This window comes from Pseudomonas sp. Leaf15 (assembly GCF_001421425.1).
GTDB classification, from domain to species: Bacteria; Pseudomonadota; Gammaproteobacteria; order Pseudomonadales; family Pseudomonadaceae; genus Aquipseudomonas; species Aquipseudomonas salomonii.
On the sequence record NZ_LMKI01000034.1, the window covers coordinates 215,644 to 240,042 of the forward strand.

The window sequence follows — 24,399 nt, forward strand, 5'->3', positions numbered from 1 at the left end:
TGAGTACTTTCAGGAAAATTGCAGTGCCTTTACTGGGGCTGCTTCGCAGCCCAACGCAGGACAAGCCTGCTCGCCACAGGAGAAATGGGATGCCTCTAAAGTTGTGTAGATAACTATGCTGCGATAGCGGTGTGTCAGCCCCAGCTATGGCACTGATCCGCCGCCATCGCAGGCAAGCCAGCTCCCACCTTTGCACGGTGAGCAGTCCATTAAATGGGGCGTAACCGCAGGATTTGCGCGCCGTCGAACGGGTCCGTGAGGTAATGCGCCTGCACCCCGAATGTTTGCTGTAGCCGCTGCGGCGTCAGCACCTCCAGCGGCGTGCCCAGCGCCACCAAGCGCCCGCGATCCAGTACCGCCAAGCGATCACAGGTCAGTGCCTGGTTCAGGTCGTGCAGCGCAATCAAGGTGGTCACCGGCAGTGCCTGCACGCCTTTCAAAATCGCCAATTGATGCTGGATATCCAAGTGGTTGGTCGGCTCATCCAGCAACAAGATCTGCGGTCGTTGCGCCAACGCCCGGGCGATGTGCACGCGTTGGCGCTCGCCGCCGGAGAGGCTGCGCCAGGCGCGTTGGCTCAGGTGGGTGGCGTCTACGTCGTGCAGCGCCTGGCGCACGATGGCATCGTCTGCGTCAGACCAAGGGCTCAGCGCCGACAGCCAGGGCGTGCGGCCCAGTGCCACGGCATCGAACACGCGGATGGCGTCGTCGGTATCAGCCTGCTGCTCCACCACCGCCAGGTGTTGCGCAACAAGACGGCGCGACAGCCTGGTCAGGCGCTGGCCGCCCAGCAACACTTCGCCCGACGCAGGCACACGCAAACCGGCGAGCAATTTGAGCAGGGTGGATTTACCCGAGCCGTTCGGCCCGACAACGCCTAAGGTTTCCCCTTGCTGAACCTCCAGGTGGACATCGCGCAGCAACTCGGCGTCGCGTACCTTGAAGCCCAGGCCGGTGCAACTGAGGATGGTCATCGCGCATTTCTCCGGCCAATCAGGATCAATGCAAACACTGGCGCGCCGACCAAGGCTGTGACCACACCGACCGGAATCACCTGGCCTTTGATCAGCGTGCGCGACAGCACATCCGCGGCGATCAAGAACAACGCGCCGCCCAGCGCACTGGCCGGCAGCAAGCGTGAATGCCCGGTGCCCAGCAGCAGGCGCACGGCGTGGGGAATCACCAGCCCGACAAAACCGATGGAGCCGACAATCGACACCATCACCGCCGTCACCAGCGCCGCGCAACCCACCAGCACAAACTGCACGCGCCGCACCGGAATGCCCAGCGAGGCGGCCGAGTCGGTGCCGAAGGTGAACGCATCCAGCGCACGCCGATGCCACAAACACACGGCCAAGCCGGCGACCGCCACCGGAACTGCCAGCCACACCGACGGCCAGCGCACGCCGCTGAGGTTGCCCAGCAGCCAGAACATGATGCCGCGCGCCTGTTCGGAACTGGCGGACTTGGTGATCAGGAATGCGGTGAGGGCATTGAACAGCTGCGAGCCGGCGATGCCAGCGAGGATGATCTGCCCGGTGCCGCTGGCTGAGCCGCTGGCTCGCGCCAATAGAATCACCAACGCAAATGCCGCCATGGCGCCGACAAACGCGCCCGCCGACAGCGAAATCAGCCCGCCGCCCACGCCCATCAATGCCACCAACACTGCGCCGGTCGAGGCGCCTGCGCTGATGCCCAGCAGGTATGGATCGGCCAATGGGTTGCGCAGTAACGACTGCAGGATCACCCCGCAGGTGGCCAGGCCGGCGCCACAGGCGGCGGCGACCAGGGCGCGGGTCAGGCGGTAGTTCCACACCACGCCTTCGTCGATCGGGTCGAGCACGTAACCGGCCGCCCAGAGTTTGTTGGCCAGCACCTGCAAGACCACTTGCGGTTCGATGGCGGTTTCGCCGATGGCGGTGCCGGCGAGCACGGCCATCAGCAACACGGCGAGGGCGAGTAGGGTGCGCATCATTTTGGCAAGTCGTAGCCGTCGATGGCGTCGGCCAGTTGTTCCAGGCCGTCGAACATGCGCAGGCTGGCCTGCAACGCCAGGGCGTCAATAATAATGATGCGGTTGTTTTTCACCGCGTCCATGTTGCGGGTGACCGGGTCGCTGCGCAGGAAGGCGAGTTTCTTTTCATGGTCGTCGGCGGGGTAGCGACGGCGGTCCATGCGGGCGATCACCAGGAAGGTCGGGTTGGCCTTGGCAATGGTTTCCCAGCCGACGGCAGGCCATTCTTCATCGGACTGCACCACGTTGTGCAGGCCCAGGGTCTGCAGCATGAATTCGGGAATGCCCTTGTGGCCTGCGACATACGGGTCGGCTGCCATCTCGCTGCTGGAGAACCACACCAGCGCGCTGGGGTGCTTGAGGCCTTTGCCCTGGGCGGTGGCGACCGACTTGGCCAGGCGTGCCTTGAGTGCGTCGTTCAACTGTTGGCCACGGCCTTGCACGTCGAAGATCTCGGCCAACTGGCTGATGCTTTTATAGATCGTGTCGATGCGGAACGGCTCCAGCCGCGTGCCGTCGGCGCCCACCAGGTTGTCCTTGCCTTCGCAGTCGGAGGGCAGCACGTAGGTAGGAATCTTCAGCTCATGGAATTGCTCGCGGGTACCGACCACGCCTTGCGGGCCGACCACCCATTCCAGCTCGGCGGCCACCAGTTGCGGGCGCTTGGCGATCACGGCTTCGAAGCTCGGCTCGTTGTCGGCCAGGCGCTCGACCTTGTCGTTCTGCGCCTTGAACTGCGGCAGTACGTTGTTGAACCACAACGAGGTGCCGACCACTTTGTCTGCAACGCCCAGGGCGTAGAGCATCTCGGTGGCGGCCTGGCCAATGGTCACGCTGCGCACCGGGGCTTGCTGGAACGTCACGCTGCTGCCGCAGTTTTCGACCGTCAGCGGGTAGTGAGTCGGCGTGGCGTGGGCCAGGGCACAAAAGCCCAGGCCGGTGATCAGGGCGCAAACGCGTAGCAGCATGGGGCAATCTCCGAGTGAACCGTACGGGAAACAGGGCAGGTACGGCTCGGAAACACACCTTTGAACGCTGCAGGTTTGCAGGGCGCGGATGTCCTTCCCGGACACCCCGCCGGTTGGTGATAACGCTTTGCCGGCAGGTCTCCTGACTGATGCGTCGTCGCCTCGCTCCGGCCTTCCCGAGCATGGCTCAGTGGCAGTGGGGAGCAGGCTCGGCACCTACAGTTGCGGGGGCAGTTTCGATTGGCGCGATGGGCCGCGCTTCGAATTCCCTATTAGTCCCGTTTGGGAACCGGCGCGGTATGGTAGTCCATCTTGGGCGCTGGGTGGAGGTACAATCCGGCCCCGTCCATCATTACCCCAAGGAAGGCCATGTTGATACGTCTGGGAATAGTGCCACTGCTGTTTTGCATGAGCGCACACGCCGCTGACCCTGCGCTAGCCCGCTATACCGACGCGATCGGCGACAGGGCCCGCGCCATCGCCCAGTTGGATGACGCCACCATTCTTGCCGAGGAAGCCAAACTGGCGCCCATCGCCAGTGACCTGTTGCTCCAGGTCGCGCCGCTGATCCGCAAGGGCGGCACCGGCACTGCGGTGCAGGGGTTTTTACTCGATCAGTACGCGCAGCACGGCTGGCTGCCGATGATGTTCGGCTTTCGCGGTTACCCGGCGGCGGTAGCGGTTTCGGTAAATAACCAGGTGAGCGCCGCGCCGCCCAGCGACGTGCCGTTCCCGGACGCGGCGCTGGTAAAAGTGGAGTTGATCGCGGCATCGGCCCAGGCCCATGTTGCTCAGGTCTGGACGTTCGCCACGCCCAATGCCACCGCGGCGCAGCGCCAATTGCTGGCGACGGCGCGCCGTGCGCTGACCAACGGGGTCGCGCAGGTTCAGGGTGGCCAGCGCTTGGCCAATGTGGGGGCGGCGATACAACAGGAACTGGACGCGGGCCAGGCCGTTGCGGTGCGCGAGTTTGCCGGCTATGCCATGGGCCAGGCGCGCATACAAAAGCCGCAGGTGCTCGGTTACAAGGTCGAGGGTGACAGCCCGTTGATGCAACCCGGGCAGGTGCTCAATGTGTATGTGATCGCCAAGGCGGGCACAGTGGGGGTGAGGTACCAGCCGCCAGATTTCTGGAGCCTGCTTTCCTCAGACGGTGCCGACGGCGTGATGCTGTCGGCGATGGTCGAGGTGACGGTAGATGGGCACCGGCTGCTTAGCCGGATGCTGGATTGATGCGCTGTACCGCCCTGCGAATGTTCGGGCTATGGGCTGACACGCAGTGATGGCTCAATGATATTATTTGCTGCACCCATTCGATTCGCTTTTGTTCATGGAGAACTTATGCTTTTTCGCAACGTCCTCGCCTTGACCCAGTTGTGCACCGTGTTACTGCTCGGTGGTTGCGCCCAGTCAGTGTCGTCACCCCTACCAGCTGCGCCTGTGCCGCTTGAACCATTAGGGCAGGTATTGCCCTCGAACCCTTCACGGGTGGGCTGGATCGACCAGATCATCGCTCAAGACCCGGTCGTGATTTCGTCGCACAAGCCCGTCCTCCAACCGACTTCGGACAACGACGCGCGCATTGCCAAATTACGTAAACAAGACGGTGGTGTGCTGCCCGAGGGCTATTGGGCGCTCTACAAGCAAAACCTGGAAGCGATGCAGTACGATTTGAACCACCAGCATGACGCGGCGCGTGCCGAATACGTAGACACCTACCGCGATGAGTTGAGCCGCCTCAGCGACGTGACACTTCAAACCATGGCCACCGCGCCCCAGGCGCTGGATGCCCACACCCGCCGCCAGTTAAGCGCACGCCTGAGTGATCGCACCGCGGCTTATATCACCACCAGCAATCAGTCGTTCCGGGCAGCCACGGACGCCCACATCAACCGCATGGCCTTGATGGATCGCCAATACGATGTCTGCGCACGCCAGCCGGACTGCTGGGATGCGCCGGTCAAGCACTAGCCTCGATAGGTCATACACAGGGACCAAGTGGGGAAAGTGACGGTCGATTAATCGATAAGCACCGCAGATCAAAGGTGGGAGCCGGCTTGCCTACGATGGCAGTGGGTCAGCCAAGAAGTTGTCACTGACCCACCGCTATCGCAGGCAAGCCAGCTCCCACAGTTGAATGGAGTTGCCTGTTTTATTTGCGATCCGGCCACACGGTCTGTGCGTTGCAGAATTCACGCACACCCACAAACAGCGCAGATCAAAGGTGGGAGCTGGCTTGCCTGCGATTGCAGTGGGTCAGCCAAGGAGTTGTCGCTGACCCACCGCTATCGCAGGCAAGCCAGCTCCCACAGTTGAATGGAGTTGCCGGTTTTATTTGCGATCCGGCCACACGGTCTGTGCGTTGCAGAATTCACGCACACCCACAAGCACCGCAAATCAAAGGTGGGAGCTGGCTTGCCTGCGATGGCAGTGGGTCAGCCAAGAAGTTGTCACTGACCCACCGCTATCGCAGGCAAGCCAGCTCCCACAGTTAATTAGTGTTGCCTGTTTTATTTGCGATCCGGCCACACGGTCTGCGCGTTGCAGAATTCATGCACACCCACAAGCACTGCAGATCAAAGGTGGGAGCTGGCTTGCCTGCGATGGCAGTGGATCAGCCAGGGAGTTGTCACTGATGCACCGCCATCGCAGGCAAGCCAGCTCTCACAGTTAATTAGTGTTGCCGGTTTTATTTGCGATCCAACCACACGGTCTGCGCGTTGCAGAATTCACGCACACCGAAGTGCGACAATTCCCGCCCGAACCCGCTCTTTTTCACGCCGCCAAACGCCACGCGGGGGTCGGACACGCTGAAGGCGTTGACGAAGATCCCGCCGGTTTCCAGTTGGTTGGCAATCTCCCGTGCTTTTGCCGAGTCGGTGGTGAAGATGCTCGCCGTCAAACCAAACTCGCTGTCGTTGGCCAGCGCGACCGCGTGGTCGGCATCGCGGGCGGTGATGATCGAGGCTACGGGGCCGAACAGTTCCTGTTTGAATGAGGTCATCTGGTCGGTCACGTCTGCCAGCACGGTCGGCTCGTAGTAGTTGCCGGCGCCGGCGACTTTATTGCCACCGAGCAGCAGGGTCGCGCCTTCTTCGAGGGTGGCCTGGACTTGGCCGTGCAGCTCATCACGCAGGTCGAAACGCGCCATCGGGCCGACGTAGGTGTCGGTCGATGTCGGGTCGCCCATCACCAGTTTGCGGCTGGCTTCGAGGAATTTGGCGGTGAAGGCTTGCACCACACCGGCTTCGATAATCAGGCGCTTGGCAGCAGCGCAGACCTGGCCGCTGTTCTGGAAGCGCCCGATCACGGCGGCCTGCACGGCGGCATCAAGGTCGGCGTCGTTAAGCACGATAAACGGGTCGGAGCCGCCCAGTTCCAGCACGCATTTTTTCAGCGCAGCACCGGCCTGGGAGCCGATGGCGATACCGGCGCGCACGCTGCCGGTGAGGGTGACGGCGGCGATGCGTGGGTCGGCGATGGCCTTGGACACGCCGTCGTTGGTCACGTTGACCACTTCAAAAATACCTTCGGCAAAACCGGCTTTCTGGAACGCCTGCTGGATCAGGTAGGCGCTGCCCATCACATTCGGCGCGTGTTTGAGCACGTAGGTGTTACCGGCCAGCAAGGTCGGCACGGCGCCGCGCAGCACTTGCCACACCGGGAAGTTCCACGGCATCACGGCGAAGATCGGGCCCAACGGGCGATATTCGATCTGCGCGCTGCCGTTGTCCACCAGGGTCGGTTCGGGGGCGAGCATGGCCGGGCCTTGGGCGGCGTACCACTCGCTGAGCTGGGCACATTTTTCGATTTCGGCGCGGGCCTGGGCGATGGGTTTGCCCATTTCCAGGGTAATCATCTGGGCCATGTCTTCGGCTTGTTCGCGCAATGCACTGGCCAGGGCCAGCAGCAACTCTGCACGCTGGTTCACCGGCTGGCGACGCCAGGTGCGGAAAGCTGCGGTGGCGCGGTTGAGGGCGGCGTCCAGGTGCGCTGCGGTTTCGTAGGGGTAGCTGGCGACCGTTTCGCCATTGGCGGGGTTGATCGACAAGGCGTGGGTCTGGGGAGTGATAGCGTTCATGGCACCGTCCGGCTGAATGAGTGGAATGGGGTTAGCCTACGGGGGTGCATGTTTTCTGGAAACTGAATAATATTAAGTGATACGTTCTCGAATTGAGAATGGCTGTTGAATTTTGGACGCGGAGCGTCCTTGGCGGCATTCCCACGCAGAGCGTGGGAACGATCATGTTCGCGATGGGAGAATGATTTGGATTTGGTGCAGCTGGAAATCTTCAAGGCCGTTGCCGAACAAGGCAGCATCAGTGCCGCCGCGCAGTTGATTCATCGCGTGCCGTCGAACCTGACCACGCGCATCAAGCAACTGGAGCAGGATTTGGGCGTGGAACTGTTTATCCGTGAGAAAAGTCGCCTGCGCCTCTCGCCAGCCGGCTGGAATTTCCTCGGTTATGCGCGGCGCATTCTTGATTTGGTCCAGGAGGCTCGCGCCACCGTGGCGGGGGAGGAGCCCCAGGGCGCGTTTGCACTGGGCTCGCTGGAGAGCACGGCGGCGGTGCGCATCCCGGCGCTGTTGGCGGCGTATAACCAGAAACACACCAAGGTCGAGCTGGACCTGAGCACCGGGCCGTCGGGCACGATGATCGAGGGCGTGTTGTCGGGGCGCCTGGCGGCGGCGTTTGTCGATGGGCCGGTGCTGCATGCCACGCTGGAGGGCGTGGCGGTGTTTGAGGAGGAGATGGTGGTGATTGCGCCGCTGCACCATGCGCCGATCACGCGGGGCCAGGATGTGGCTGGGGAGAGCATCTACACCTTTCGCTCGAACTGCTCGTATCGCCATCACTTCGAACGCTGGTTTTCACAGGATGGCGCGGTGCCGGGCAAGATCTTCGAAATGGAGTCGTACCACGGCATGCTCGCCTGCGTCAGCGCCGGGGCCGGCCTGGCGCTGATGCCGCGCAGCATGTTGGAGAGCATGCCGGGGTTTACGACGGTGAGTGTGTGGCCGTTGACCGACGCGTTTCGCCTGCTCAATACCTGGCTGATCTGGCGCCGAGGCACGGTGTCGCAGAGTTTGAACAGCTTTGTGAAGTTGCTGGAGGAGCGCGGCCTGGTAGCCACTTAGATCTCATGTGTGAGCTGGCAAGCCAGCTCCCACCTGTTGATCTGTGTCAGCCGCCAAATTGCAGGGTGCCCATGGCCAGCTTGGCCATTATCGCCGTGGCGCCCAACTGCACCAGCCACAGTGCCAGCCCACCCAGAAACACGCCCAGCGCCACTTGCAGCACCAGACTTTTCTGGCGCTTGGCTTGCGGCGCGCGCGGGGTGTAGTCATGCAGTTCGTCGCGGTCGGCGCGCAGGTCCAGGTCGTCGTTTCTCATAGGGCTCTCACAGCAAAGGGGCGATCAGGGTTCAGTCTAGTGGGTTCGCCAATAAAAAGGGGGAAGCCATCGGCTTCCCCCTTGGTACGACGCTGGCAGGTTTATAGAACCTGAACAATCGCTTTTGTTACCGCACCAATGTTCGACTGGTTCAACGCTGCCACGCAGATACGGCCGGTGTCGAGCGCGTAGATGCCAAACTCGGTACGCAAACGGGTGACTTGCTCAACGGTCAGGCCGGAGTAGGAGAACATCCCACGCTGGCGGCCGACGAAGCTGAAGTCGTGGCCCGGTGCAGCCTTGGCCAGTTCGGCGACCATTTGCTCACGCATGCCGCGGATACGCAGGCGCATTTCGCCAAGTTCCGCTTCCCACTGGGCGCGCAGCTCAGGGTTGTTCAGCACGGCCGCCACGATCGCCGCGCCGTGGGTCGGCGGGTTGGAGTAGTTGGTGCGGATAACGCGCTTGACCTGGGACAGGATGCGCGCGCTTTCTTCCTTGGATTCGCTGACGATCGACAGCGCGCCCACGCGTTCGCCGTACAGCGAGAACGACTTGGAGAACGAGCTGGAGACAAAGAAGGTCAGGCCCGATTCAGCAAACAGGCGCACGGCAGCGGCGTCTTCGTGGATGCCGTCGCCAAAGCCCTGGTAGGCCATGTCGAGGAACGGCACCAGGTTCTTGGCCTTGATCACGTCCAGCACGTTTTGCCAGTCGGCCGGGCTCAGGTCGACACCGGTCGGGTTGTGGCAGCAGGCGTGGAGCACCACGATGGACTGTGGCGGCAGGGCGTTGAGGTCTTCGAGCAGGCCGGCACGGTTGACGTCGTGGGTGGCGGCGTCGTAGTAGCGGTAGGTCTGCACCGGGAAGCCGGCTTTTTCGAACAGCGCCTGGTGGTTTTCCCAGCTCGGGTCGCTGATCGCGACGACGGCGTTGGGCAGCAGTTGCTTGAGGAAGTCAGCGCCGATTTTAAGCGCGCCGGTGCCGCCCACCGCTTGGGCAGTGATCACGCGGCCGGCGCTCAGCAGTGGCGACTCAGCGCCGAACAGCAGCTTTTGCACGGCCTGGTCGTACGCCACGATACCGTCGATCGGCAGGTAGCCACGGGCGGCGTGTTGCGCCACACGAATGGCTTCCGCTTCGGCAACGGCACGCAAGAGTGGAATCTTCCCCTCCTCGTTGCAGTAAACGCCTACGCCAAGGTTGACCTTGGTGGTTCGTGTGTCGGCGTTGAATGCTTCGTTGAGGCCCAGGATTGGATCGCGTGGTGCCATTTCGACAGCGGAGAACAGGCTCATTTTTGCGGCAGCTCTATGGGGGATAGGAGGGACGTGTCGCGCTCCAGCCGAATGCACTAGAGCGGTGCACAAACGGGGAGCTAGTATAGAGGCCATCCAGGCTCAGGGCGACAGCCGAAACGGCTTTTCGGCCAAGTTTTTCGGTTTATTTGCCCACCGTTAGTCTTATTGCACAATTGATCATCGACGGCTGGTAGGACGATTGCCTTGAAACCCGTCACATTCGCCACCACTTCTACAGCTATCATGGTTTTTTCCTGCAACCTGCGAAGACTTTTCGCGGGTTGCTGAGCTATTTCGTCCCTGGCGGTGTTGAGTCTGGGGTGACTTCACGAGGTACGTTATGTCGGATTTCCAGCTTGTCACCCGTTTTGAACCCGCCGGCGACCAACCCGAAGCCATTCGCCAGATGGTCGAAGGCATCGAAGCCGGCCTGGCGCACCAGACGCTGCTCGGGGTGACCGGTTCAGGCAAGACCTTCAGCATCGCCAACGTGATCGCGCAGATCAACCGCCCGACCCTGGTGCTGGCGCCGAACAAAACCCTGGCCGCGCAGTTGTACGGTGAGTTCAAGGCGTTCTTCCCGAACAACGCGGTGGAGTACTTCGTTTCCTACTACGACTATTACCAGCCCGAAGCCTATGTGCCGTCCTCCGACACCTTTATCGAGAAGGATGCGTCGATCAACGACCATATCGAGCAGATGCGGTTGTCGGCGACCAAGGCGTTGCTGGAACGCAAGGACGCCATCATCGTCACCACGGTGTCGTGCATCTACGGCCTGGGCAGCCCGGAAACCTATTTGAAGATGGTGCTGCACGTCGATCGCGGCGACAAACTCGACCAGCGCGAGCTGCTGCGCCGCCTGACGAGCCTGCAGTACACCCGCAACGACATGGATTTTGCCCGCGCTACCTTCCGTGTGCGTGGCGATGTGATCGACATTTACCCGGCCGAATCGGACCTCGAAGCCATCCGCATCGAATTGTTCGACGATGAAGTCGAGAGCCTGTCGGCCTTCGACCCGTTGACCGGCGAGGTGATCCGCAAACTGCCACGCTTCACTTTCTATCCGAAAAGCCACTACGTGACGCCGCGTGAAACCCTGATGGGGGCGATCGAGGGCATCAAGGCTGAACTGGTCGAGCGCCTGGAGTACCTGCGCGCCAACAACAAGCTGGTGGAAGCTCAACGCCTGGAGCAGCGCACCCGGTTTGACCTGGAGATGATCCTGGAGCTGGGCTACTGCAACGGCATCGAAAACTACTCGCGGTACCTCTCGGGCCGCGAATCCGGGGCGCCGCCTCCGACCCTTTACGACTACTTGCCGGACGACGCGCTGCTGGTGATCGACGAATCCCACGTCAGCGTGCCGCAGGTCGGCGCCATGTATAAGGGCGACCGTTCGCGTAAAGAAACCCTGGTGGAATATGGCTTCCGTCTGCCGTCGGCGCTGGATAACCGGCCGATGCGTTTTGATGAGTGGGAAGCCATCAGCCCGCAGACCATTTTCGTGTCGGCCACGCCAGGCAACTACGAAGCCGAGCATGCCGGCCGTGTGATTGAGCAGCTCGTGCGCCCGACCGGCCTGGTGGACCCACAGATCGAAATCCGCCCGGCGCTGACCCAGGTGGATGACTTGCTCTCGGAAATCACCAAGCGTGTGGCCCTGGAAGAGCGGGTGCTGGTCACCACGCTGACCAAGCGCATGTCCGAAGACCTGACCGATTACCTGGCCGACCACGGCGTGCGCGTGCGTTATTTGCACTCGGACATCGACACCGTGGAGCGTGTAGAGATCATCCGCGACCTGCGCCTGGGTGTGTTTGATGTGCTGGTGGGCATCAACTTGCTGCGCGAAGGCCTGGACATGCCGGAGGTTTCGCTGGTGGCGATTCTGGATGCGGACAAGGAAGGCTTCCTGCGTTCCGAGCGTTCGTTGATCCAGACCATTGGCCGTGCCGCGCGTAACCTTAATGGTCGGGCGATTCTGTATGCCGACCGCATCACCGGCTCCATGGAGCGGGCGATTGGCGAAACCGAGCGCCGTCGGGACAAGCAGATCGCTTTCAACCTGGAGCATGGCATTACCCCGAAGGGCGTGTTCAAGGACGTCGCCGACATCATGGAAGGCGCCACCGTGCCGGGCTCGCGCAGCAAGAAGCGCAAGGGCATGGCCAAGGCGGCCGAGGAGAGCGCCAAGTACGAGAACGAACTGCGCTCGCCGAGTGAGATCACCAAGCGGATTCGGCAGTTGGAAGAGAAGATGTACCAGTTGGCGCGCGATCTTGAGTTTGAGGCGGCGGCGCAGACGCGCGATGAGATTGGCAAGTTGCGTGAGCGCCTGCTGGCTGTTTGATTTGTAGAGGCTGTGATGGCCTCTTCGCGAGCAAGCCCGCTCCCACATTTGACCCCATTCTCATAGGGGGACTCGGTCGAATGTGGGAGCTGGCTTGCCTGCGATAGCGGCACCGCGGTCTGCCAGAACCCCCCGCGCTGGTGTTACCATTCGCCCCTTGTTTCAATTTTCAGTTTTATCGCCCATTCGAGACCTGCCATGACCACCGTCCGCACGCGCATTGCGCCATCGCCTACTGGGGATCCCCACGTCGGTACTGCCTACATCGCCCTGTTCAACTACTGCTTTGCCAAGCAGCACGGCGGTGAATTCATCCTGCGGATCGAAGACACCGACCAGGTGCGCTCCACCCGTGAGTCGGAGCAGCAGATTTTCGATGCCTTGCGCTGGTTGGGCATTACCTGGGCCGAAGGCCCGGACGTTGGCGGCCCGCACGGCCCGTATCGCCAGAGCGAGCGCAGTGACATCTACAAGCAGTACACCCAGCAACTGGTCGACATGGGCCATGCCTTCCCGTGCTTCTGCACCGCCGAAGAGCTGGACCAGATGCGTGCCGAGCAACAGGCCCGTGGTGAAACCCCGCGTTACGACGGCCGCGCACTGCTGCTGTCCAAGGAAGAAGTGGCCCAGCGCCTGGCCGCCGGCGAGCCGCATGTGATCCGCATGAAAGTGCCGAGCGAAGGCGTGTGCGTAGTGCCGGACATGCTGCGCGGTGACGTCGAGATCCCGTGGGACCGCATGGACATGCAAGTGCTGATGAAGACCGACGGCCTGCCGACGTACTTCCTGGCCAACGTGGTCGACGACCACCTGATGGGCATCACCCACGTGCTGCGCGGCGAAGAATGGCTGCCCTCGGCGCCTAAACTGATTCTGCTGTACGAGTACTTCGGTTGGGAGCAACCGCAGCTGTGCTACATGCCGCTGCTGCGTAATCCGGACAAGAGCAAGCTGTCCAAGCGCAAGAACCCGACGTCGGTGACGTTCTACGAGCGCATGGGCTTTATGCCTGAGGCGATGCTCAACTACCTGGGCCGCATGGGCTGGTCGATGCCGGACGAGCGCGAGAAGTTTTCGCTGCAGGAAATGGTCGATAACTTTGACCTGTCCCGCGTGTCCCTTGGCGGGCCGATCTTCGACATCGAGAAGCTGTCGTGGCTCAACGGCCAGTGGCTGCGTGACTTGCCGGTGGACGAGTTCGCCAGCCGCGTGCAGCAGTGGGCGCTGAACCCCGAGTACATGATGAAGATCGCGCCGCTGGTGCAGGGCAGGGTAGAGACGTTCAGCCAGGTCGCACCATTGGCCAGCTTCTTCTTCGCCGGTGGCGTGAACCCGGATGCCAAGCTGTTTGAGTCCAAGAAACTCTCCGGCGATCAGGTTCGCCAGTTGATGCAGTTGATCCTGTGGAAGCTCGAAAGCCTGCGCCAGTGGGAGAAAGAGGCGATCACCGCGACGATCCAGGCAGTGGTGGAATCGCTGGAACTGAAATTGCGCGATGCCATGCCGCTGATGTTTGCTGCGATCACCGGGCAGGCCAGTTCGGTGTCGGTGCTCGATGCGATGGAAATTCTCGGCCCGGACCTCACGCGTTTCCGTCTGCGCCAAGCCCTTGATTTGCTTGGGGGTGTGTCGAAGAAAGAAAACAAAGAGTGGGAAAAGCTGCTGGGCGCTATCGCTTAAGCAGGCTGTTGTTACGACGAAACCCCGGTTTTCCGGGGTTTCGCCGGTAAGTGATTGTTATCCCGGCAAAAAAGTTTGGAAATTGTTGAAAATAAATTTGACACACTTCCAAACCGCCATTAAGATTCGCCCCGTCCTCACCGATGAGGGGCTATAGCTCAGCTGGGAGAGCGCTTGCATGGCATGCAAGAGGTCAACGGTTCGATCCCGTTTAGCTCCACCAATTTACAGGTTCAAGGTCTGGCCACACCGTCCTTGAATTGATCAGAACTCAGCTCTGATCGGTTGTACAGAAGGTTTTGTCCCCTTCGTCTAGTGGCCTAGGACACCGCCCTTTCACGGCGGTAACAGGGGTTCGAGTCCCCTAGGGGACGCCAGTTTCAACAAGCAGTTCGAAAGGTCTGCTGCGTCGCGAGACGAAAAATCCGGGGCTATAGCTCAGCTGGGAGAGCGCTTGCATGGCATGCAAGAGGTCAACGGTTCGATCCCGTTTAGCTCCACCAATTTTACAGGTTTAAGGTTCCGGCCACACCGTCCTTGAATCGATCAGCTCTCAGCGCTGATCAGTGTATAGAAGGTTTGTGTCCCCTTCGTCTAGTGGCCTAGGACACCGCCCTTTCACGGCGGTAACAGGGGTTCGAGTCCCCTAGGGGACGCCACGATTACCCGCTCTGCGGGATTTTTAAGGGTCATTCAATTATTGAATGGCCCTTTTGTTTGTCTGGCGTTTGGCCAATCCTCTCCTTAATCCCCTTTATTCTGTCCTGACCAGCGGTCATGCCTGTCGCTTGCTAAATATTATTATGGTAATAATATTCAACCCATGAGAGACGGAGGCTTCGATGAGCGATAAAAAAGCGCAAACCCGCGAACGCATTTTGCAGGCTGCCAGCGCGGCGTTGATCCAGCGTGGCCCGGCCGAACCGAGTGTCGGCGAAGTCATGGGCGCTGCCGGGCTGACGGTCGGCGGTTTCTACGCGCACTTTGAAAGCAAAGACGCGCTGATGCTGGAGGCCTTCACCCAGTTGCTGGCTCGGCGGCGTGCGTCGATCGACGACATGGATGCGCAACTGACCGGTGAGGAGCGCAGAAGCCTGGTGGCGGCGTTCTACCTGTCGCGCAAGCATCGCGACTCCACCGACCACGCCTGCCCGATCCCGGCCACCGTGGGCGAGATGAGCCGCCTGCCGGATGAGTTTCGCCTGGCGCTTAACGAGCACACCGAGTTGATGGCTGCCCAGTTGGCTGCCAGCCCCGAAGACACCGACAAGGCCTTGGCCGACATGGCCTTGATGATCGGCGGCCTGGCCCTGGCCCGTGCGCTTGGCCCGGGTGAGTTGTCCGACCGCGTGTTGCGCGCTGCCAAGTCGGCGGTGCGTTAAAAAGGAGTGGTGTGATGGGCGCATTAACCTGGATTCGTGGGTTCCATGGCACCGTCGGCCGCCTCGCGCCGCACACGGTGGCCAGCAAGTTCCGCCGCACCTTCATGACACCGCGCAACCTGCCACCGCGCGATTGGGAGCTGCCGTTGCTGGCGCAATCGGAGCGCATCACCTTGCGTTTCGGCTTGTCGGCGTTGCGCTGGGGCCAAGGACCTGCGGTATTGCTGATGCACGGCTGGGAAGGGCGCCCTACGCAGTTTGCCAGCCTGATCACCGCTCTGGTGGCTGACGGTTATTCAGTGATCGCACTCGATGGCCCGGCCCACGGTCGCTCGCCAGGGCGTGAAGCGCATGTGTTGCTGTTTGCCCGCGCCATGCTCGATGCTGCCGCTGAATTGCCGCCGCTGCATGCGGTGGTCGGGCATTCCATGGGCGGCGCCAGCGCGATGCTGGCGGTGCAATTGGGGTTGCGCACGCAAGCACTGGTGAGCATTGCCGCGCCCTCGCGCTTCCTGGATGTGCTGCGTGGTTTTACCCGCATGATGGGCTTGCCGCCGCGTGCGCGCTCGGCGTTTATCCAGGAGGTCGAACAGACCTTCGGCATGCCGCTCAAGCACCTGGATGTGGCCCACTACCAGATGAACCTGCCCGGGTTGATCGTGCACGCTGAAGACGACACCTTTGTCCCCGTCAAAGCCTCGCAAGCCATCCATGAGGCGTGGTTCGACAGCCGCCTGCTGCGCCTGGAGCAGGGTGGCCACCAGCGCGTGCTGGCCGACCCGCGGGTGATCGAGGCCGTGCTGACGCTGCTGGCCGGCCGTCGTTTACAGGAGCGGCAAACCGCCTGATACACTGCCCGGCGACATTCATCGACTGGAGCAAGGCATGGGCTGGGATCTGGCAGCGCCGTTTATCATCGACCTGCAGGTCGCCGCTGAAGATATCGACGGTCTTGGGCACGCCAATAATGCGGTGTACGTGTCCTGGCTGGAGCGTTGTGCGTGGCGCCACTCCCAGCGTCTGGGGCTGGACCTCACCGCGTATCGCCGGCTGGATCGCGCCATGGCCGTGGTGCGCCATGAGATCGACTACCTGGCGGCCGGCTACGAAGGTGACGAGCTGCAATTGGCCACCTGGATCGTCGATTGGGACCAGCGCCTGAAGATGACCCGGCGTTTCCAGCTGGTGCGCCCCAGCGATGGCGCGACCCTGCTGCGTGCGCAAACCACCTTTGTCTGCATCGAACTGTCCAGCGGCAAACCCAAGCGCATGCCTGCCGAGTTTCTCGACGGTTATGGCCCGGCCCTGATTTGCATACACTGAAGAGCTGCTTTTCTGTGGGAGCTGGCTTGCCTGCGATGGCCTCGACTCGGCGTGTCAGGTACACCGAGTGAGGCCATCGCAGGCAAGCCAGCTCCCACCTTTGACCGAGTATGGCTCTGCTGTAGATGTTGCTCCGGCCCTTACATCCTTTTCTATGACGAAGTCAGCGGTCTTTTGATCTTGATCTGAAATCGTCCCCCAAATCACTGTCTGGCAGGCAAACCACGCACATTTATACCGCGCGGTCCCACAAAACAGCTGTGCTGATGCCTATGCCCTGACAGGCAGTTACCGATTCCTGCGGGAAACCCAGTAAACTGCGCCACGATTTTTGTTGAGTGTTTCCCATGCAAATTGCTTTGGCGCCCATGGAGGGGTTGGTCGACAACATCCTGCGGGACGTGTTGACCCGCGTGGGCGGTATTGACTGGTGCGTGACCGAGTTCATTCGCGTCAACGACCGCCTGCTCACACCGGCCTATTTCCACAAGCTCGCCCCCGAGCTGCTGCACGGTGCCCACACTGCAGCGGGCGTGCCATTGCGTGTGCAGTTGCTGGGTTCGGACCCGGTGTGCCTGGCGGAAAACGCTGCGCTGGCGTGCGAGCTGGGTTCGCAGGTCATCGACCTGAACTTCGGCTGCCCGGCCAAGACCGTCAACAAATCCCGTGGCGGTGCGGTATTGCTCAAGGAGCCCGAGCTGCTTAACCAGATCGTCGAGCACGTACGCCGCGCCGTGCCGGCGCATATCCCGGTCACCGCGAAGATGCGCCTGGGCTTCGACAGCCCCGACGGCGCGCTGGTGTGCGCCACGGCTCTGGCCGAAGGCGGCGCTGCGCACATCGTGGTGCATGCGCGCACCAAGACCGATGGCTACAAACCGCCGGCCCACTGGGAATGGATCCCGCGCGTGCAGGACGTGGTCAAGGTCCCTGTGTTTGCCAACGGCGATATCTGGAGCGTCGAAGACTGGAAGCGCTGCCGCGAAGTCAGCGGCGCCGAAGACATCATGCTCGGCCGCGGCCTGGTGGCCCGTCCGGACCTGGCGCGGCAGATTGTGGCGGCGAAAGCCGGTGAAGAGGTGGTGGAAATGACCTGGGCGCAGATGCAGCCGATGCTCCACGAGTTCTGGCGCCAATCGATGGCGCAACTCACCGAAAAACAGGCGCCGGGCCGTTTGAAGCAGTGGCTGGCAATGCTGACGCGCAACTACCCCGAAGCGGTCGAGCTGTTTACCGCGCTGCGCCGCGAAACCGGGCTGGAGCAGGTCAGCCGCTTGTTGGGAGTGGCGCATCCGCAGCCGCTTGAAGCATAAGCGCTGATGCCCGAAGGGTTTTCTGGCGTTGCAAAAAATGCCCCGTATCGACAGGTACGGGGCATTTTTTTTGTATACGGCACACTGAAGCGCGCCTGACCGCTATCCCAACAACTGCCTGAACCCTTCGATCGGCAATGGCCGGCTGTGCAAATACCCCTGGAACAAATGGCACCCCAGTTTTTGCAGGAACGCCAGTTGCTCCGGCGTTTCCACGCCTTCGGCGATCACGTCCAGGTTGAGGCTGCGCGCCATGGCCACAATGGCGCGGATGATTTCCGCATCGTTGGGGTCATGGGTGGCATCGCGCACAAAGGACTGGTCGATCTTCAGCGCGTCCACCGGCAAGCGCTTGAGGTAGGTCAGCGATGAATAGCCGGTGCCGAAGTCATCCATGGCAAAACTCACGCCGAGTTTTTTCAGGCGGCGCATCTTGGCCACGGTGTCGTCCAGGTTCTGGATGACGATGCCTTCGGTGATTTCCAGCTTCAACAGGCTGCAGGGCAGATGATGCTGTTTGAGGCTGCGTTCTACCCGTTCCACAAAGTCGTTCTGGCGAAACTGCCGGGGGCTGATATTCACGCACAGGCTGAAATTAAGCGGGTCTACCAGGCCCTCGGCAATCAGCTGTGCAAAGGCGCCGCAGGCTTCATCAAGGATCCAGGTGCCGACCTCCAGGATCAGGCCGCTGTCTTCCAGGACCTTGATAAATTCGGTGGGTGACTGCGCGCCCAATTGTGGGTGCTCCCAGCGCACCAGCGCCTCGGCACCGACAATTTTGTTGCCACGTGCATCCACCTGAGGCTGGTAATGCACGCTGAACTCGCCGCGTGACAGCGCCAGGCGCAGGTCGGTCTCCATGCGCAGGCGCTCGCTGGCGGTTTTCTGCATGCTGTTGTGAAACATTTGCGTGGTGTTGCGCCCGGAGTCTTTGGCGCGGTAAAGGGCGATGTCCGCGCGCTTGAGCAGGTCGGCGGGCGTGGAACCATGATCGGGAATCAGCGCCACCCCAATGCTCGGCGTGACTTGCAGGCGGTGGCCATCCAGAAACATCGGCTCCGACAGCAGTTCGCGCAGCGTGTCGGCCAATAGGTGCACTTGGCTGCCGACCTCTGCACGTGTGCCCTCCAGGCCACTGAGCAACACCACGAACTCATCACCGCCCAGGCGCGCCACGGTGTCTTCCAGGCGCACGCTGGCTTCCAGCCGTGCAGTGACTATTTTCAGCACGGTGTCGCCCACCGGGTGGCCGAGGGAGTCATTGATGTGTTTGAAGTGGTCAAGGTCGAGGAACAGCAGCGCGCCACGCAGGTTATGGCGTTTGAGCAAGGCGATCTGCTGGCTCAGACGGTCCATCAGCAGCGCGCGGTTGGGCAGGTTGGTCAGTGGGTCGTGATACGCCAGGTGACGAATCTGCGCCTGGGCGTTTTTCAGCAGGCTCACATCCCGCGCGGTCAACAGCAGGCACGGGGTTTCATTGAGGGTGATGGGTTCCACCGAGACTTCCACCGCCAACACTTCACCGCGCTTGTTGTGCCAGAGCATTTCCAGGTGATGAATGCGGCCCTTGATCTGCAGCTCGGCCAACAACGCCGCGCGCTGGTTTTCATCGGCCCAGATGCCGATCTGGTAGAGCGTGAGGCCGATGGCCTCTTCGGCGCGGTAGCCGGTCAGGCGGCAAAAGCCGTCGTTGACCTCGACGTAACGGCCGGTGTCGCGTTCGGTGATGGAAATCGCATCGGGGCTGGAATGGAAAGCCTTGGCGAATTTCTCCTCACTGGCCTTGAGCGCAGCTTCCGAGCGCTGTTGCTGGGTGATATCGCGCAGCGTGGTGACGATGCACGGCTGATCGCCGACCTTGATCAACCGGCTGGAAATCACGCAGGTCAGGCTTTGGCCGTTCTGGTGAAGCACCACCAGGGCCACATTGCTCAACGACTGTTCGCGAATCACCTGCTCAATGCGTTGCAGGCGCTGGCTCGAATCGTCCCACAGGCCGATCTGCTCGGCGCTGTTGCCGATGACGTCGGCGGCGGTCCAGCCGAAGGTCTGGGTAAAGGCCGGGTTGATCTCGATAAACACGCCGCTGTCCAGGCAGGTTACGCAGATCGGGTCGGGGCTGGCCTGGAACAGGCTGGCGAATTTTTCTTCGGAGGCGGTCAGGCGTTGTTCGCGTTCAACCTGGTCGGTGATATCGAGCAAGGTGCCGGCCATGCGCAGCGGTTTGCCGGCGTCATCGCGATACAGACGTGCGCGGCTTTCCAGGTAGCGCGGGCTGCCATCTTCGATTTCCACGCGGTAGGTCAACTGGTAGTTGCCGTCCGGGCCTTCGCGCAGGCTGCGGTAGGCGTTGCGCATGCCCTCGCGGTCGGCATCGGACATGCCTTCAAAAAACGCGTCGAAGGATTCGTGAAAAGGCTCGGGCGGCAGGCCGTGCAGTTGGGCGGCGCGGGCCGAGCCGTAGAGCATGCCGGTGGGAATGTGCCAGTCCCAGGTGCCCAGTTGCGCCGAATCCAGGGCCAGGTCGAGGCGCTCCTGGCTGTCCTTGAGGGCCTGTTCGGCATTCTTGCGGTCGGTGGTGTCGAGGAAGGTGCTGATCAGGTAAGCCTCGCCTTCAAGCTCGACCTTTTGTGCACTCAGGGTGCCATCGTGAATTTGCCCGTTGCTGGCGCAGAACTGCACGTCCATGGTGATCGGCTCGCCCTTGCGCTGGGTGGCCTTGACCAGCAGCGCGCGCTCCTCGGGGTGGCGCCACAGCCCCAGCTCCAGGGTGGTGCGGCCGATGGCCTCGGCCACGGGCCAGCCAAAGTGAATCTCGAAATATTGGTTGGCTTCGCTGATGCGGCCGTCGGACTGGCGGGTGAGCAACACCATGTTGGGGCACAGGTGAAACAGCGTGGCGAAGCGTTTTTCCGATTGCATGAGGGCGTGTTCGCGCTCGCGCTGGCGGGTGGTTTCGCGGATCACTCCGATCATGCGGCGTCTGCCGGCTTTGTCCGGCGCCAGGCTGCCGTTGACTTCCAGCCAGTGATGGCTGCCATCCGGCCATTGGATATGGTGGTGCATGGCCTGCTCGAACGGCTCGCCGGCCAGCACCGCATGAAACGCGCGCACCACTCGGGCGCGGTCCTGAGGCGCCAGCAGGTCCAGGTAGTCCAGGTCTTTGGGCAGTGGTTGCCGAGGGTCGTAGCCGAACAGCGCCTGGGTGCCGCGTGACCAACTGATCCTGCCGGTGTCGATTTCCCAGCACCACGCGCCAAGGCGGGCAGCATTGAGGGCTGCCAGCAATTGCGGGGCACTTTCCCAGCTTTGTTCCGCCTCTTGAGGGTCCAAGGCGTAAATACGCGGCAGGGGCGGCACAGAATCGAGGGGGTTGCGCATTATCAAAGGGCCTTGGCTCAATGGGCGTTCGGCGCGGTTCTATTCAGGCTTTATGGGCCGCACAGCTTCATGCCGGTGTCCCTGGCAGATCGACCTGTGCATCCAATAGGCTCATGAAAGCCCGCGCAGCGTTCGACAGCGTCCTTTCGGTGTGCACGATATAGCCTAGCTGGCGACTGAGCTGTATGCCCGGCAAAGCGATGCTCGCCACCTGATCATCGAGCATGGTGCGCGGCAACACGCTCCAGGCCAGGCCGATGGAGACCATCATCTTGATGGTTTCCAGGTAGTTGGTGCTCATCGCAATGTTGGGCGTAAGGCCTTGCGCTTCGAACAGCCGGCTGACGATATGGTGGGTGAAGGTGTTGCCGCCGGGAAAAACCGCCGGGTGTTTGGCAATGTCGGCCAGGCTGACCGTGCCGTTGCCGGTCAAGCTGTGTTCCGGCGCCACCACAAAATCCAGCGGGTCATCCCACACCGGCGTGGCGCGCACCAGGTTGTGCGGGTCGGGTGCCAGGGTGATGACCGCCACTTCGGCGCGGCCGTGGAGGATTTCCTCGTAGGCCACTTCCGAATCAAGGAACTGAATATCCAGTGCCACATTGGGATATTGCCGGGTAAAGGTGCGCAGAATCGGCGGCAGGCGGTGCAGGCCGATGTGATGGCTGGTGGCCAATGTCAGCCGTCCGCTGACTTCGCCGGTCAGGTTGGTCAGCGCGCGGCGCGTATCGTCCAGCACATTCAGAATCTGGTAAGCGCGCGGCAGCAGGGCGCGTCCGGCCTCGGTCAGGCCGACTTCACGGCCCAGGCGATCGAACAGGCGCACCTTTAATTGCTGCTCCAGCCCGGCAATGCGTTTGCTGATGGCCGGCTGGGTCAGGTGCAGGCGCTCACCGGCGCCGGAGAAGCTGCCGGTCTCGGCGATGGCAATAAAGGCGTTGAGGTTGGCCAGGTCCATGGTGGTATTCCAGTTGGTAATCCAAAGCATAAAAAATATGAATTTGAGTTATTTAATGTAGCGCCATACCATCAGCCTCACAAGCCAAAGGGTTATTGAAAAGCCCGGCGTTTAGATGCACCTGTGATGAGGACCGACTGATGGCCGGCAAAACGCTTTACGACAAGCTTTGGGATTCCCATGAAGTGAAACGGCGCGACGATGGCTCGTCGCTGATCTATATCGACCGTCACATCATCCATGAAGTGACCTCGCCCCAAGCGTTCGAAGGCCTGCGACTGGCCGGGCGCAAGCCTTGGCGCGTCGACTCGATCATCGCCACCCCGGACCACAACGTGCCGACCACCCCGGAACGCAAGGGCGGGATCGACGCCATCGCCGACACCGTGTCGCGCCTTCAGGTGCAGACCCTCGACGACTATTGCGACGAATATGGCATCACCGAATTCAAGATGAATGACGTGCGCCAAGGCATCGTCCACGTGATCGGCCCGGAGCAGGGCGCCACCTTGCCAGGCATGACCGTGGTCTGCGGCGACTCCCATACCTCCACTCACGGTGCATTTGGCGCTTTGGCCCATGGCATCGGCACCTCGGAGGTCGAACATGTGTTCGCCACCCAGTGCCTGGTCGCCAAAAAGATGAAGAATATGCTGGTCAAAGTCGAAGGCACCTTGCCCTTCGGCGTGACCGCCAAAGACATCGTGCTGGCCGTGATCGGCAAGATCGGCACCGCTGGTGGTAACGGCCACGCCATCGAGTTTGCCGGCAGCGCGATTCGCGACCTGTCCATCGAAGGCCGCATGACCATCTGCAACATGTCCATCGAAGCCGGTGCCCGCGTGGGCATGGTGGCGGCGGACGAAAAAACCGTTGAATACGTCAAAGGTCGTCCATTTGCACCGGCGGGCGCCGATTGGGATGCTGCGGTCGAGGCCTGGAAAGACCTGGTCTCCGACGCCGACGCGGTGTTCGACACCGTGGTCGAGCTCGACGCGGCCCAGATCAAGCCGCAAGTCAGCTGGGGCACCTCGCCGGAAATGGTCCTGGCGGTTGACCAGAACGTGCCGGACCCGGCTAAAGAAACCGACTTGGTCAAGCGTGGCTCCATCGAACGCGCCCTGAAGTATATGGGCTTGAAGGCCAACCAGGCGATCACCGACATTCAGTTGGACCGCGTGTTTATCGGCTCCTGCACCAACTCACGGATCGAAGACCTGCGCGCTGCGGCGGTGATCGCCAAGGGCCGTAATGTGGCTTCGACCATCAAGCAAGCCATCGTGGTGCCGGGTTCAGGCCTGGTGAAGGCTCAAGCTGAAGCCGAAGGCCTGGACAAGATCTTCCTCGAAGCCGGTTTTGAATGGCGTGAGCCGGGCTGCTCGATGTGCCTGGCGATGAACCCGGACCGTTTGGAGTCGGGCGAGCATTGCGCGTCCACGTCCAACCGTAACTTCGAAGGGCGTCAGGGCGCTGGTGGCCGTACCCATCTGGTCAGCCCGGCCATGGCCGCTGCGGCTGCCGTCAACGGTCGTTTCATCGACGTTCGCGAATTGATCTGAGGAATACCCGATGAGAGCTTTTACCCAACACACCGGCCTTGTCGCCCCTTTGGATCGCGCCAACGTCGACACCGACCAGATCATCCCCAAGCAGTTCTTGAAGTCGATCAAGCGCACCGGTTTCGGCCCTAACCTGTTCGACGAGTGGCGCTACCTGGACGTGGGCTACGCCTACCAGGACAACTCCAAGCGCCCGTTGAACAAGGATTTCGTGCTCAACGCCGAACGCTATCAGGGCGCCAGTGTATTGCTGGCGCGGGAAAACTTCGGCTGCGGCTCCAGCCGTGAGCACGCGCCGTGGGCGCTGGAAGAATATGGCTTTCGCAGCATCATTGCGCCGAGCTACGCCGACATCTTCTTCAACAACAGCTTCAAGAACGGCTTGCTGCCGATCATCTTGAGCGATGCCGAAGTGGATGAGTTGTTCAAGCAGGTGGAAGCCGATGTGGGCTACCAACTGACCGTTGACCTGGCGGCGCAGACCGTGACCCGCCCGGACGGCAAGGTGTATCACTTTGAGGTGGATGCGTTCCGCAAGCACTGCCTGATCAATGGCCTGGACGACATCGGCCTGACCTTGCAGGACGGCGATGCGATTGCCGCGTTTGAAGCCAGACACCGGGCGAGCCAGCCCTGGTTGTTTCGCGATGCCTGATTGGCGGTAACCGTGCGGGCCCCATCGCGGGCAAGCCCGACTCCCACCTTGGAATGCATTCCAACTGTGGGAGCTGGCTTGCCTGCGATAGCGCCCGTACAACCACCCCAAAA

General features: G+C 61.6%; 19 protein-coding genes, 4 tRNA genes and 1 riboswitch. Of the genes, 15 read left to right on the top strand and 8 right to left on the bottom strand.

Features of this window, described 5'->3' with window-relative positions; genetic code table 11:
* Nucleotides 1-209: 209 nt before the first annotated feature.
* The 3 genes from ASE80_RS24605 to ASE80_RS24615 are packed head-to-tail and all read right to left on the bottom strand — an operon-like array spanning nucleotide 210 to nucleotide 2,982.
* Complete coding sequence (locus tag ASE80_RS24605) at nucleotides 210-974, bottom strand: ABC transporter ATP-binding protein (RefSeq protein ID WP_056861221.1); 765 nt, start codon at nucleotides 972-974, stop codon at nucleotides 210-212.
* The gene (locus tag ASE80_RS24610) at nucleotides 971-1,975 is read right to left on the bottom strand and encodes a FecCD family ABC transporter permease (RefSeq protein WP_056861222.1); all 1,005 of its coding nucleotides are present in this window, start codon (nucleotides 1,973-1,975) and stop codon (nucleotides 971-973) included. The genes ASE80_RS24605 and ASE80_RS24610 overlap by 4 nt, the downstream gene beginning before the upstream one ends.
* Nucleotides 1,972-2,982 (bottom strand): ABC transporter substrate-binding protein, encoded by a 1,011-nt coding sequence (locus ASE80_RS24615; protein ID WP_056861223.1) that lies wholly within the window; start codon nucleotides 2,980-2,982, stop codon nucleotides 1,972-1,974. The genes ASE80_RS24610 and ASE80_RS24615 overlap by 4 nt, the downstream gene beginning before the upstream one ends.
* A gap of 115 nt (nucleotides 2,983-3,097) precedes the next feature.
* Nucleotides 3,098-3,291: riboswitch (cobalamin riboswitch) on the bottom strand.
* A 60-nt stretch (nucleotides 3,292-3,351) separates the two neighbouring features.
* Here ASE80_RS24615 and ASE80_RS24620 point away from each other — a divergent pair.
* Entirely contained in the window at nucleotides 3,352-4,215 is an 864-nt protein-coding gene (locus ASE80_RS24620; protein ID WP_236708864.1) for a M24 family metallopeptidase, read from the top strand.
* Nucleotides 4,216-4,323: 108 nt separating this feature from the next.
* The gene (locus ASE80_RS24625) at nucleotides 4,324-4,953 is read left to right on the top strand and encodes a hypothetical protein (RefSeq protein WP_056861224.1); all 630 of its coding nucleotides are present in this window, start codon (nucleotides 4,324-4,326) and stop codon (nucleotides 4,951-4,953) included.
* 718 nt (nucleotides 4,954-5,671) lie between these two features.
* Here the strand turns inward: ASE80_RS24625 and ASE80_RS24630 are convergent.
* Complete coding sequence (locus ASE80_RS24630) at nucleotides 5,672-7,063, bottom strand: aldehyde dehydrogenase family protein (protein ID WP_056861225.1); 1,392 nt, start codon at nucleotides 7,061-7,063, stop codon at nucleotides 5,672-5,674.
* A 186-nt stretch (nucleotides 7,064-7,249) separates the two neighbouring features.
* Between ASE80_RS24630 and ptrR the strand changes: the two genes are divergently transcribed.
* Nucleotides 7,250-8,122 carry a putrescine utilization regulator PtrR gene (ptrR, locus tag ASE80_RS24635; protein ID WP_017138723.1) on the top strand — a complete coding sequence of 291 codons (873 nt, stop codon included), beginning with the start codon at nucleotides 7,250-7,252 and terminating at the stop codon, nucleotides 8,120-8,122.
* 46 nt (nucleotides 8,123-8,168) lie between these two features.
* On the opposite strand, the gene ASE80_RS24640 is transcribed toward ptrR, so the two are convergent.
* Together ASE80_RS24640 and ASE80_RS24645 are read right to left on the bottom strand one after the other, a co-directional pair.
* Nucleotides 8,169-8,378 carry a hypothetical protein gene (locus ASE80_RS24640; protein WP_017138724.1) on the bottom strand — a complete coding sequence of 70 codons (210 nt, stop codon included), beginning with the start codon at nucleotides 8,376-8,378 and terminating at the stop codon, nucleotides 8,169-8,171.
* Nucleotides 8,379-8,479: 101 nt separating this feature from the next.
* Complete coding sequence (locus tag ASE80_RS24645; protein WP_056861226.1) at nucleotides 8,480-9,676, bottom strand: amino acid aminotransferase; 1,197 nt, start codon at nucleotides 9,674-9,676, stop codon at nucleotides 8,480-8,482.
* 343 nt (nucleotides 9,677-10,019) lie between these two features.
* Here ASE80_RS24645 and uvrB point away from each other — a divergent pair, with 343 nt between their 5' ends.
* The 10 genes from uvrB to ASE80_RS24695 all read left to right on the top strand — a co-directional run bounded on the left by uvrB (nucleotide 10,020) and on the right by ASE80_RS24695 (nucleotide 17,733).
* Entirely contained in the window at nucleotides 10,020-12,035 is a 2,016-nt protein-coding gene (gene uvrB, locus ASE80_RS24650; protein ID WP_056861227.1) for an excinuclease ABC subunit UvrB, read from the top strand.
* Between the two features lie 198 nt (nucleotides 12,036-12,233).
* A complete protein-coding gene (gene gltX, locus ASE80_RS24655; protein WP_056861228.1) occupies nucleotides 12,234-13,715 on the top strand; it encodes a glutamate--tRNA ligase in 1,482 nt (493 codons plus the stop codon).
* 147 nt (nucleotides 13,716-13,862) lie between these two features.
* Nucleotides 13,863-13,938, top strand: a tRNA-Ala gene (locus ASE80_RS24660).
* Nucleotides 13,939-14,016: 78 nt separating this feature from the next.
* Nucleotides 14,017-14,092: transfer RNA gene (locus ASE80_RS24665), tRNA-Glu, on the top strand.
* A gap of 50 nt (nucleotides 14,093-14,142) precedes the next feature.
* A tRNA-Ala gene (locus ASE80_RS24670) sits at nucleotides 14,143-14,218 on the top strand.
* Nucleotides 14,219-14,298: 80 nt separating this feature from the next.
* Nucleotides 14,299-14,374, top strand: a tRNA-Glu gene (locus ASE80_RS24675).
* Between the two features lie 183 nt (nucleotides 14,375-14,557).
* Nucleotides 14,558-15,097 (top strand): TetR/AcrR family transcriptional regulator, encoded by a 540-nt coding sequence (locus tag ASE80_RS24680; protein ID WP_017138728.1) that lies wholly within the window; start codon nucleotides 14,558-14,560, stop codon nucleotides 15,095-15,097.
* Between the two features lie 14 nt (nucleotides 15,098-15,111).
* Nucleotides 15,112-15,945 (top strand): alpha/beta fold hydrolase, encoded by an 834-nt coding sequence (locus ASE80_RS24685; RefSeq protein ID WP_056861229.1) that lies wholly within the window; start codon nucleotides 15,112-15,114, stop codon nucleotides 15,943-15,945.
* A gap of 37 nt (nucleotides 15,946-15,982) precedes the next feature.
* Nucleotides 15,983-16,420, top strand: coding sequence for an acyl-CoA thioesterase (locus tag ASE80_RS24690; protein WP_056861230.1), 438 nt, complete (start codon nucleotides 15,983-15,985; stop codon nucleotides 16,418-16,420).
* A gap of 347 nt (nucleotides 16,421-16,767) precedes the next feature.
* Entirely contained in the window at nucleotides 16,768-17,733 is a 966-nt protein-coding gene (locus tag ASE80_RS24695) for a tRNA dihydrouridine synthase (protein WP_056861231.1), read from the top strand.
* A gap of 102 nt (nucleotides 17,734-17,835) precedes the next feature.
* On the opposite strand, the gene ASE80_RS24700 is transcribed toward ASE80_RS24695, so the two are convergent.
* Nucleotides 17,836-21,114, bottom strand: a complete 3,279-nt coding sequence (locus tag ASE80_RS24700; protein ID WP_056861232.1) for an EAL domain-containing protein — start codon at nucleotides 21,112-21,114, stop codon at nucleotides 17,836-17,838.
* 67 nt (nucleotides 21,115-21,181) lie between these two features.
* Complete coding sequence (locus ASE80_RS24705; RefSeq protein ID WP_056861233.1) at nucleotides 21,182-22,072, bottom strand: LysR family transcriptional regulator; 891 nt, start codon at nucleotides 22,070-22,072, stop codon at nucleotides 21,182-21,184.
* A gap of 140 nt (nucleotides 22,073-22,212) precedes the next feature.
* Here ASE80_RS24705 and leuC point away from each other — a divergent pair, with 140 nt between their 5' ends.
* Together leuC and leuD are read left to right on the top strand one after the other, a co-directional pair.
* The gene (leuC, locus tag ASE80_RS24710) at nucleotides 22,213-23,631 is read left to right on the top strand and encodes a 3-isopropylmalate dehydratase large subunit (RefSeq protein ID WP_056861234.1); all 1,419 of its coding nucleotides are present in this window, start codon (nucleotides 22,213-22,215) and stop codon (nucleotides 23,629-23,631) included.
* A gap of 10 nt (nucleotides 23,632-23,641) precedes the next feature.
* Nucleotides 23,642-24,286, top strand: coding sequence for a 3-isopropylmalate dehydratase small subunit (leuD, locus tag ASE80_RS24715; RefSeq protein ID WP_056861235.1), 645 nt, complete (start codon nucleotides 23,642-23,644; stop codon nucleotides 24,284-24,286).
* Nucleotides 24,287-24,399 lie beyond the last annotated feature (113 nt).

What these genes read in the sequence shown, in the direction of transcription:
- ASE80_RS24640 (WP_017138724.1), bottom strand. Translation starts at nt 8,378, where the DNA reads ATGAGAAACGACGACCTGGACCTGCGCGCCGACCGCGACGAACTGCAT.
- ASE80_RS24630 (WP_056861225.1), bottom strand. Translation starts at nt 7,063, where the DNA reads ATGAACGCTATCACTCCCCAGACCCACGCCTTGTCGATCAACCCCGCC.
- ASE80_RS24685 (WP_056861229.1), top strand. Translation starts at nt 15,112, where the DNA reads ATGGGCGCATTAACCTGGATTCGTGGGTTCCATGGCACCGTCGGCCGC.
- leuD (WP_056861235.1), top strand. Translation starts at nt 23,642, where the DNA reads ATGAGAGCTTTTACCCAACACACCGGCCTTGTCGCCCCTTTGGATCGC.
- ASE80_RS24705 (WP_056861233.1), bottom strand. Translation starts at nt 22,072, where the DNA reads ATGGACCTGGCCAACCTCAACGCCTTTATTGCCATCGCCGAGACCGGC.
- gltX (WP_056861228.1), top strand. Translation starts at nt 12,234, where the DNA reads ATGACCACCGTCCGCACGCGCATTGCGCCATCGCCTACTGGGGATCCC.
- leuC (WP_056861234.1), top strand. Translation starts at nt 22,213, where the DNA reads ATGGCCGGCAAAACGCTTTACGACAAGCTTTGGGATTCCCATGAAGTG.
- ASE80_RS24700 (WP_056861232.1), bottom strand. Translation starts at nt 21,114, where the DNA reads ATGCGCAACCCCCTCGATTCTGTGCCGCCCCTGCCGCGTATTTACGCC.
- ASE80_RS24620 (WP_236708864.1), top strand. Translation starts at nt 3,352, where the DNA reads ATGTTGATACGTCTGGGAATAGTGCCACTGCTGTTTTGCATGAGCGCA.
- ASE80_RS24690 (WP_056861230.1), top strand. Translation starts at nt 15,983, where the DNA reads ATGGGCTGGGATCTGGCAGCGCCGTTTATCATCGACCTGCAGGTCGCC.
- uvrB (WP_056861227.1), top strand. Translation starts at nt 10,020, where the DNA reads ATGTCGGATTTCCAGCTTGTCACCCGTTTTGAACCCGCCGGCGACCAA.
- ASE80_RS24645 (WP_056861226.1), bottom strand. Translation starts at nt 9,676, where the DNA reads ATGAGCCTGTTCTCCGCTGTCGAAATGGCACCACGCGATCCAATCCTG.
- ASE80_RS24695 (WP_056861231.1), top strand. Translation starts at nt 16,768, where the DNA reads ATGCAAATTGCTTTGGCGCCCATGGAGGGGTTGGTCGACAACATCCTG.
- ASE80_RS24625 (WP_056861224.1), top strand. Translation starts at nt 4,324, where the DNA reads ATGCTTTTTCGCAACGTCCTCGCCTTGACCCAGTTGTGCACCGTGTTA.
- ASE80_RS24605 (WP_056861221.1), bottom strand. Translation starts at nt 974, where the DNA reads ATGACCATCCTCAGTTGCACCGGCCTGGGCTTCAAGGTACGCGACGCC.
- ASE80_RS24680 (WP_017138728.1), top strand. Translation starts at nt 14,558, where the DNA reads ATGAGCGATAAAAAAGCGCAAACCCGCGAACGCATTTTGCAGGCTGCC.
- ASE80_RS24610 (WP_056861222.1), bottom strand. Translation starts at nt 1,975, where the DNA reads ATGATGCGCACCCTACTCGCCCTCGCCGTGTTGCTGATGGCCGTGCTC.
- ASE80_RS24615 (WP_056861223.1), bottom strand. Translation starts at nt 2,982, where the DNA reads ATGCTGCTACGCGTTTGCGCCCTGATCACCGGCCTGGGCTTTTGTGCC.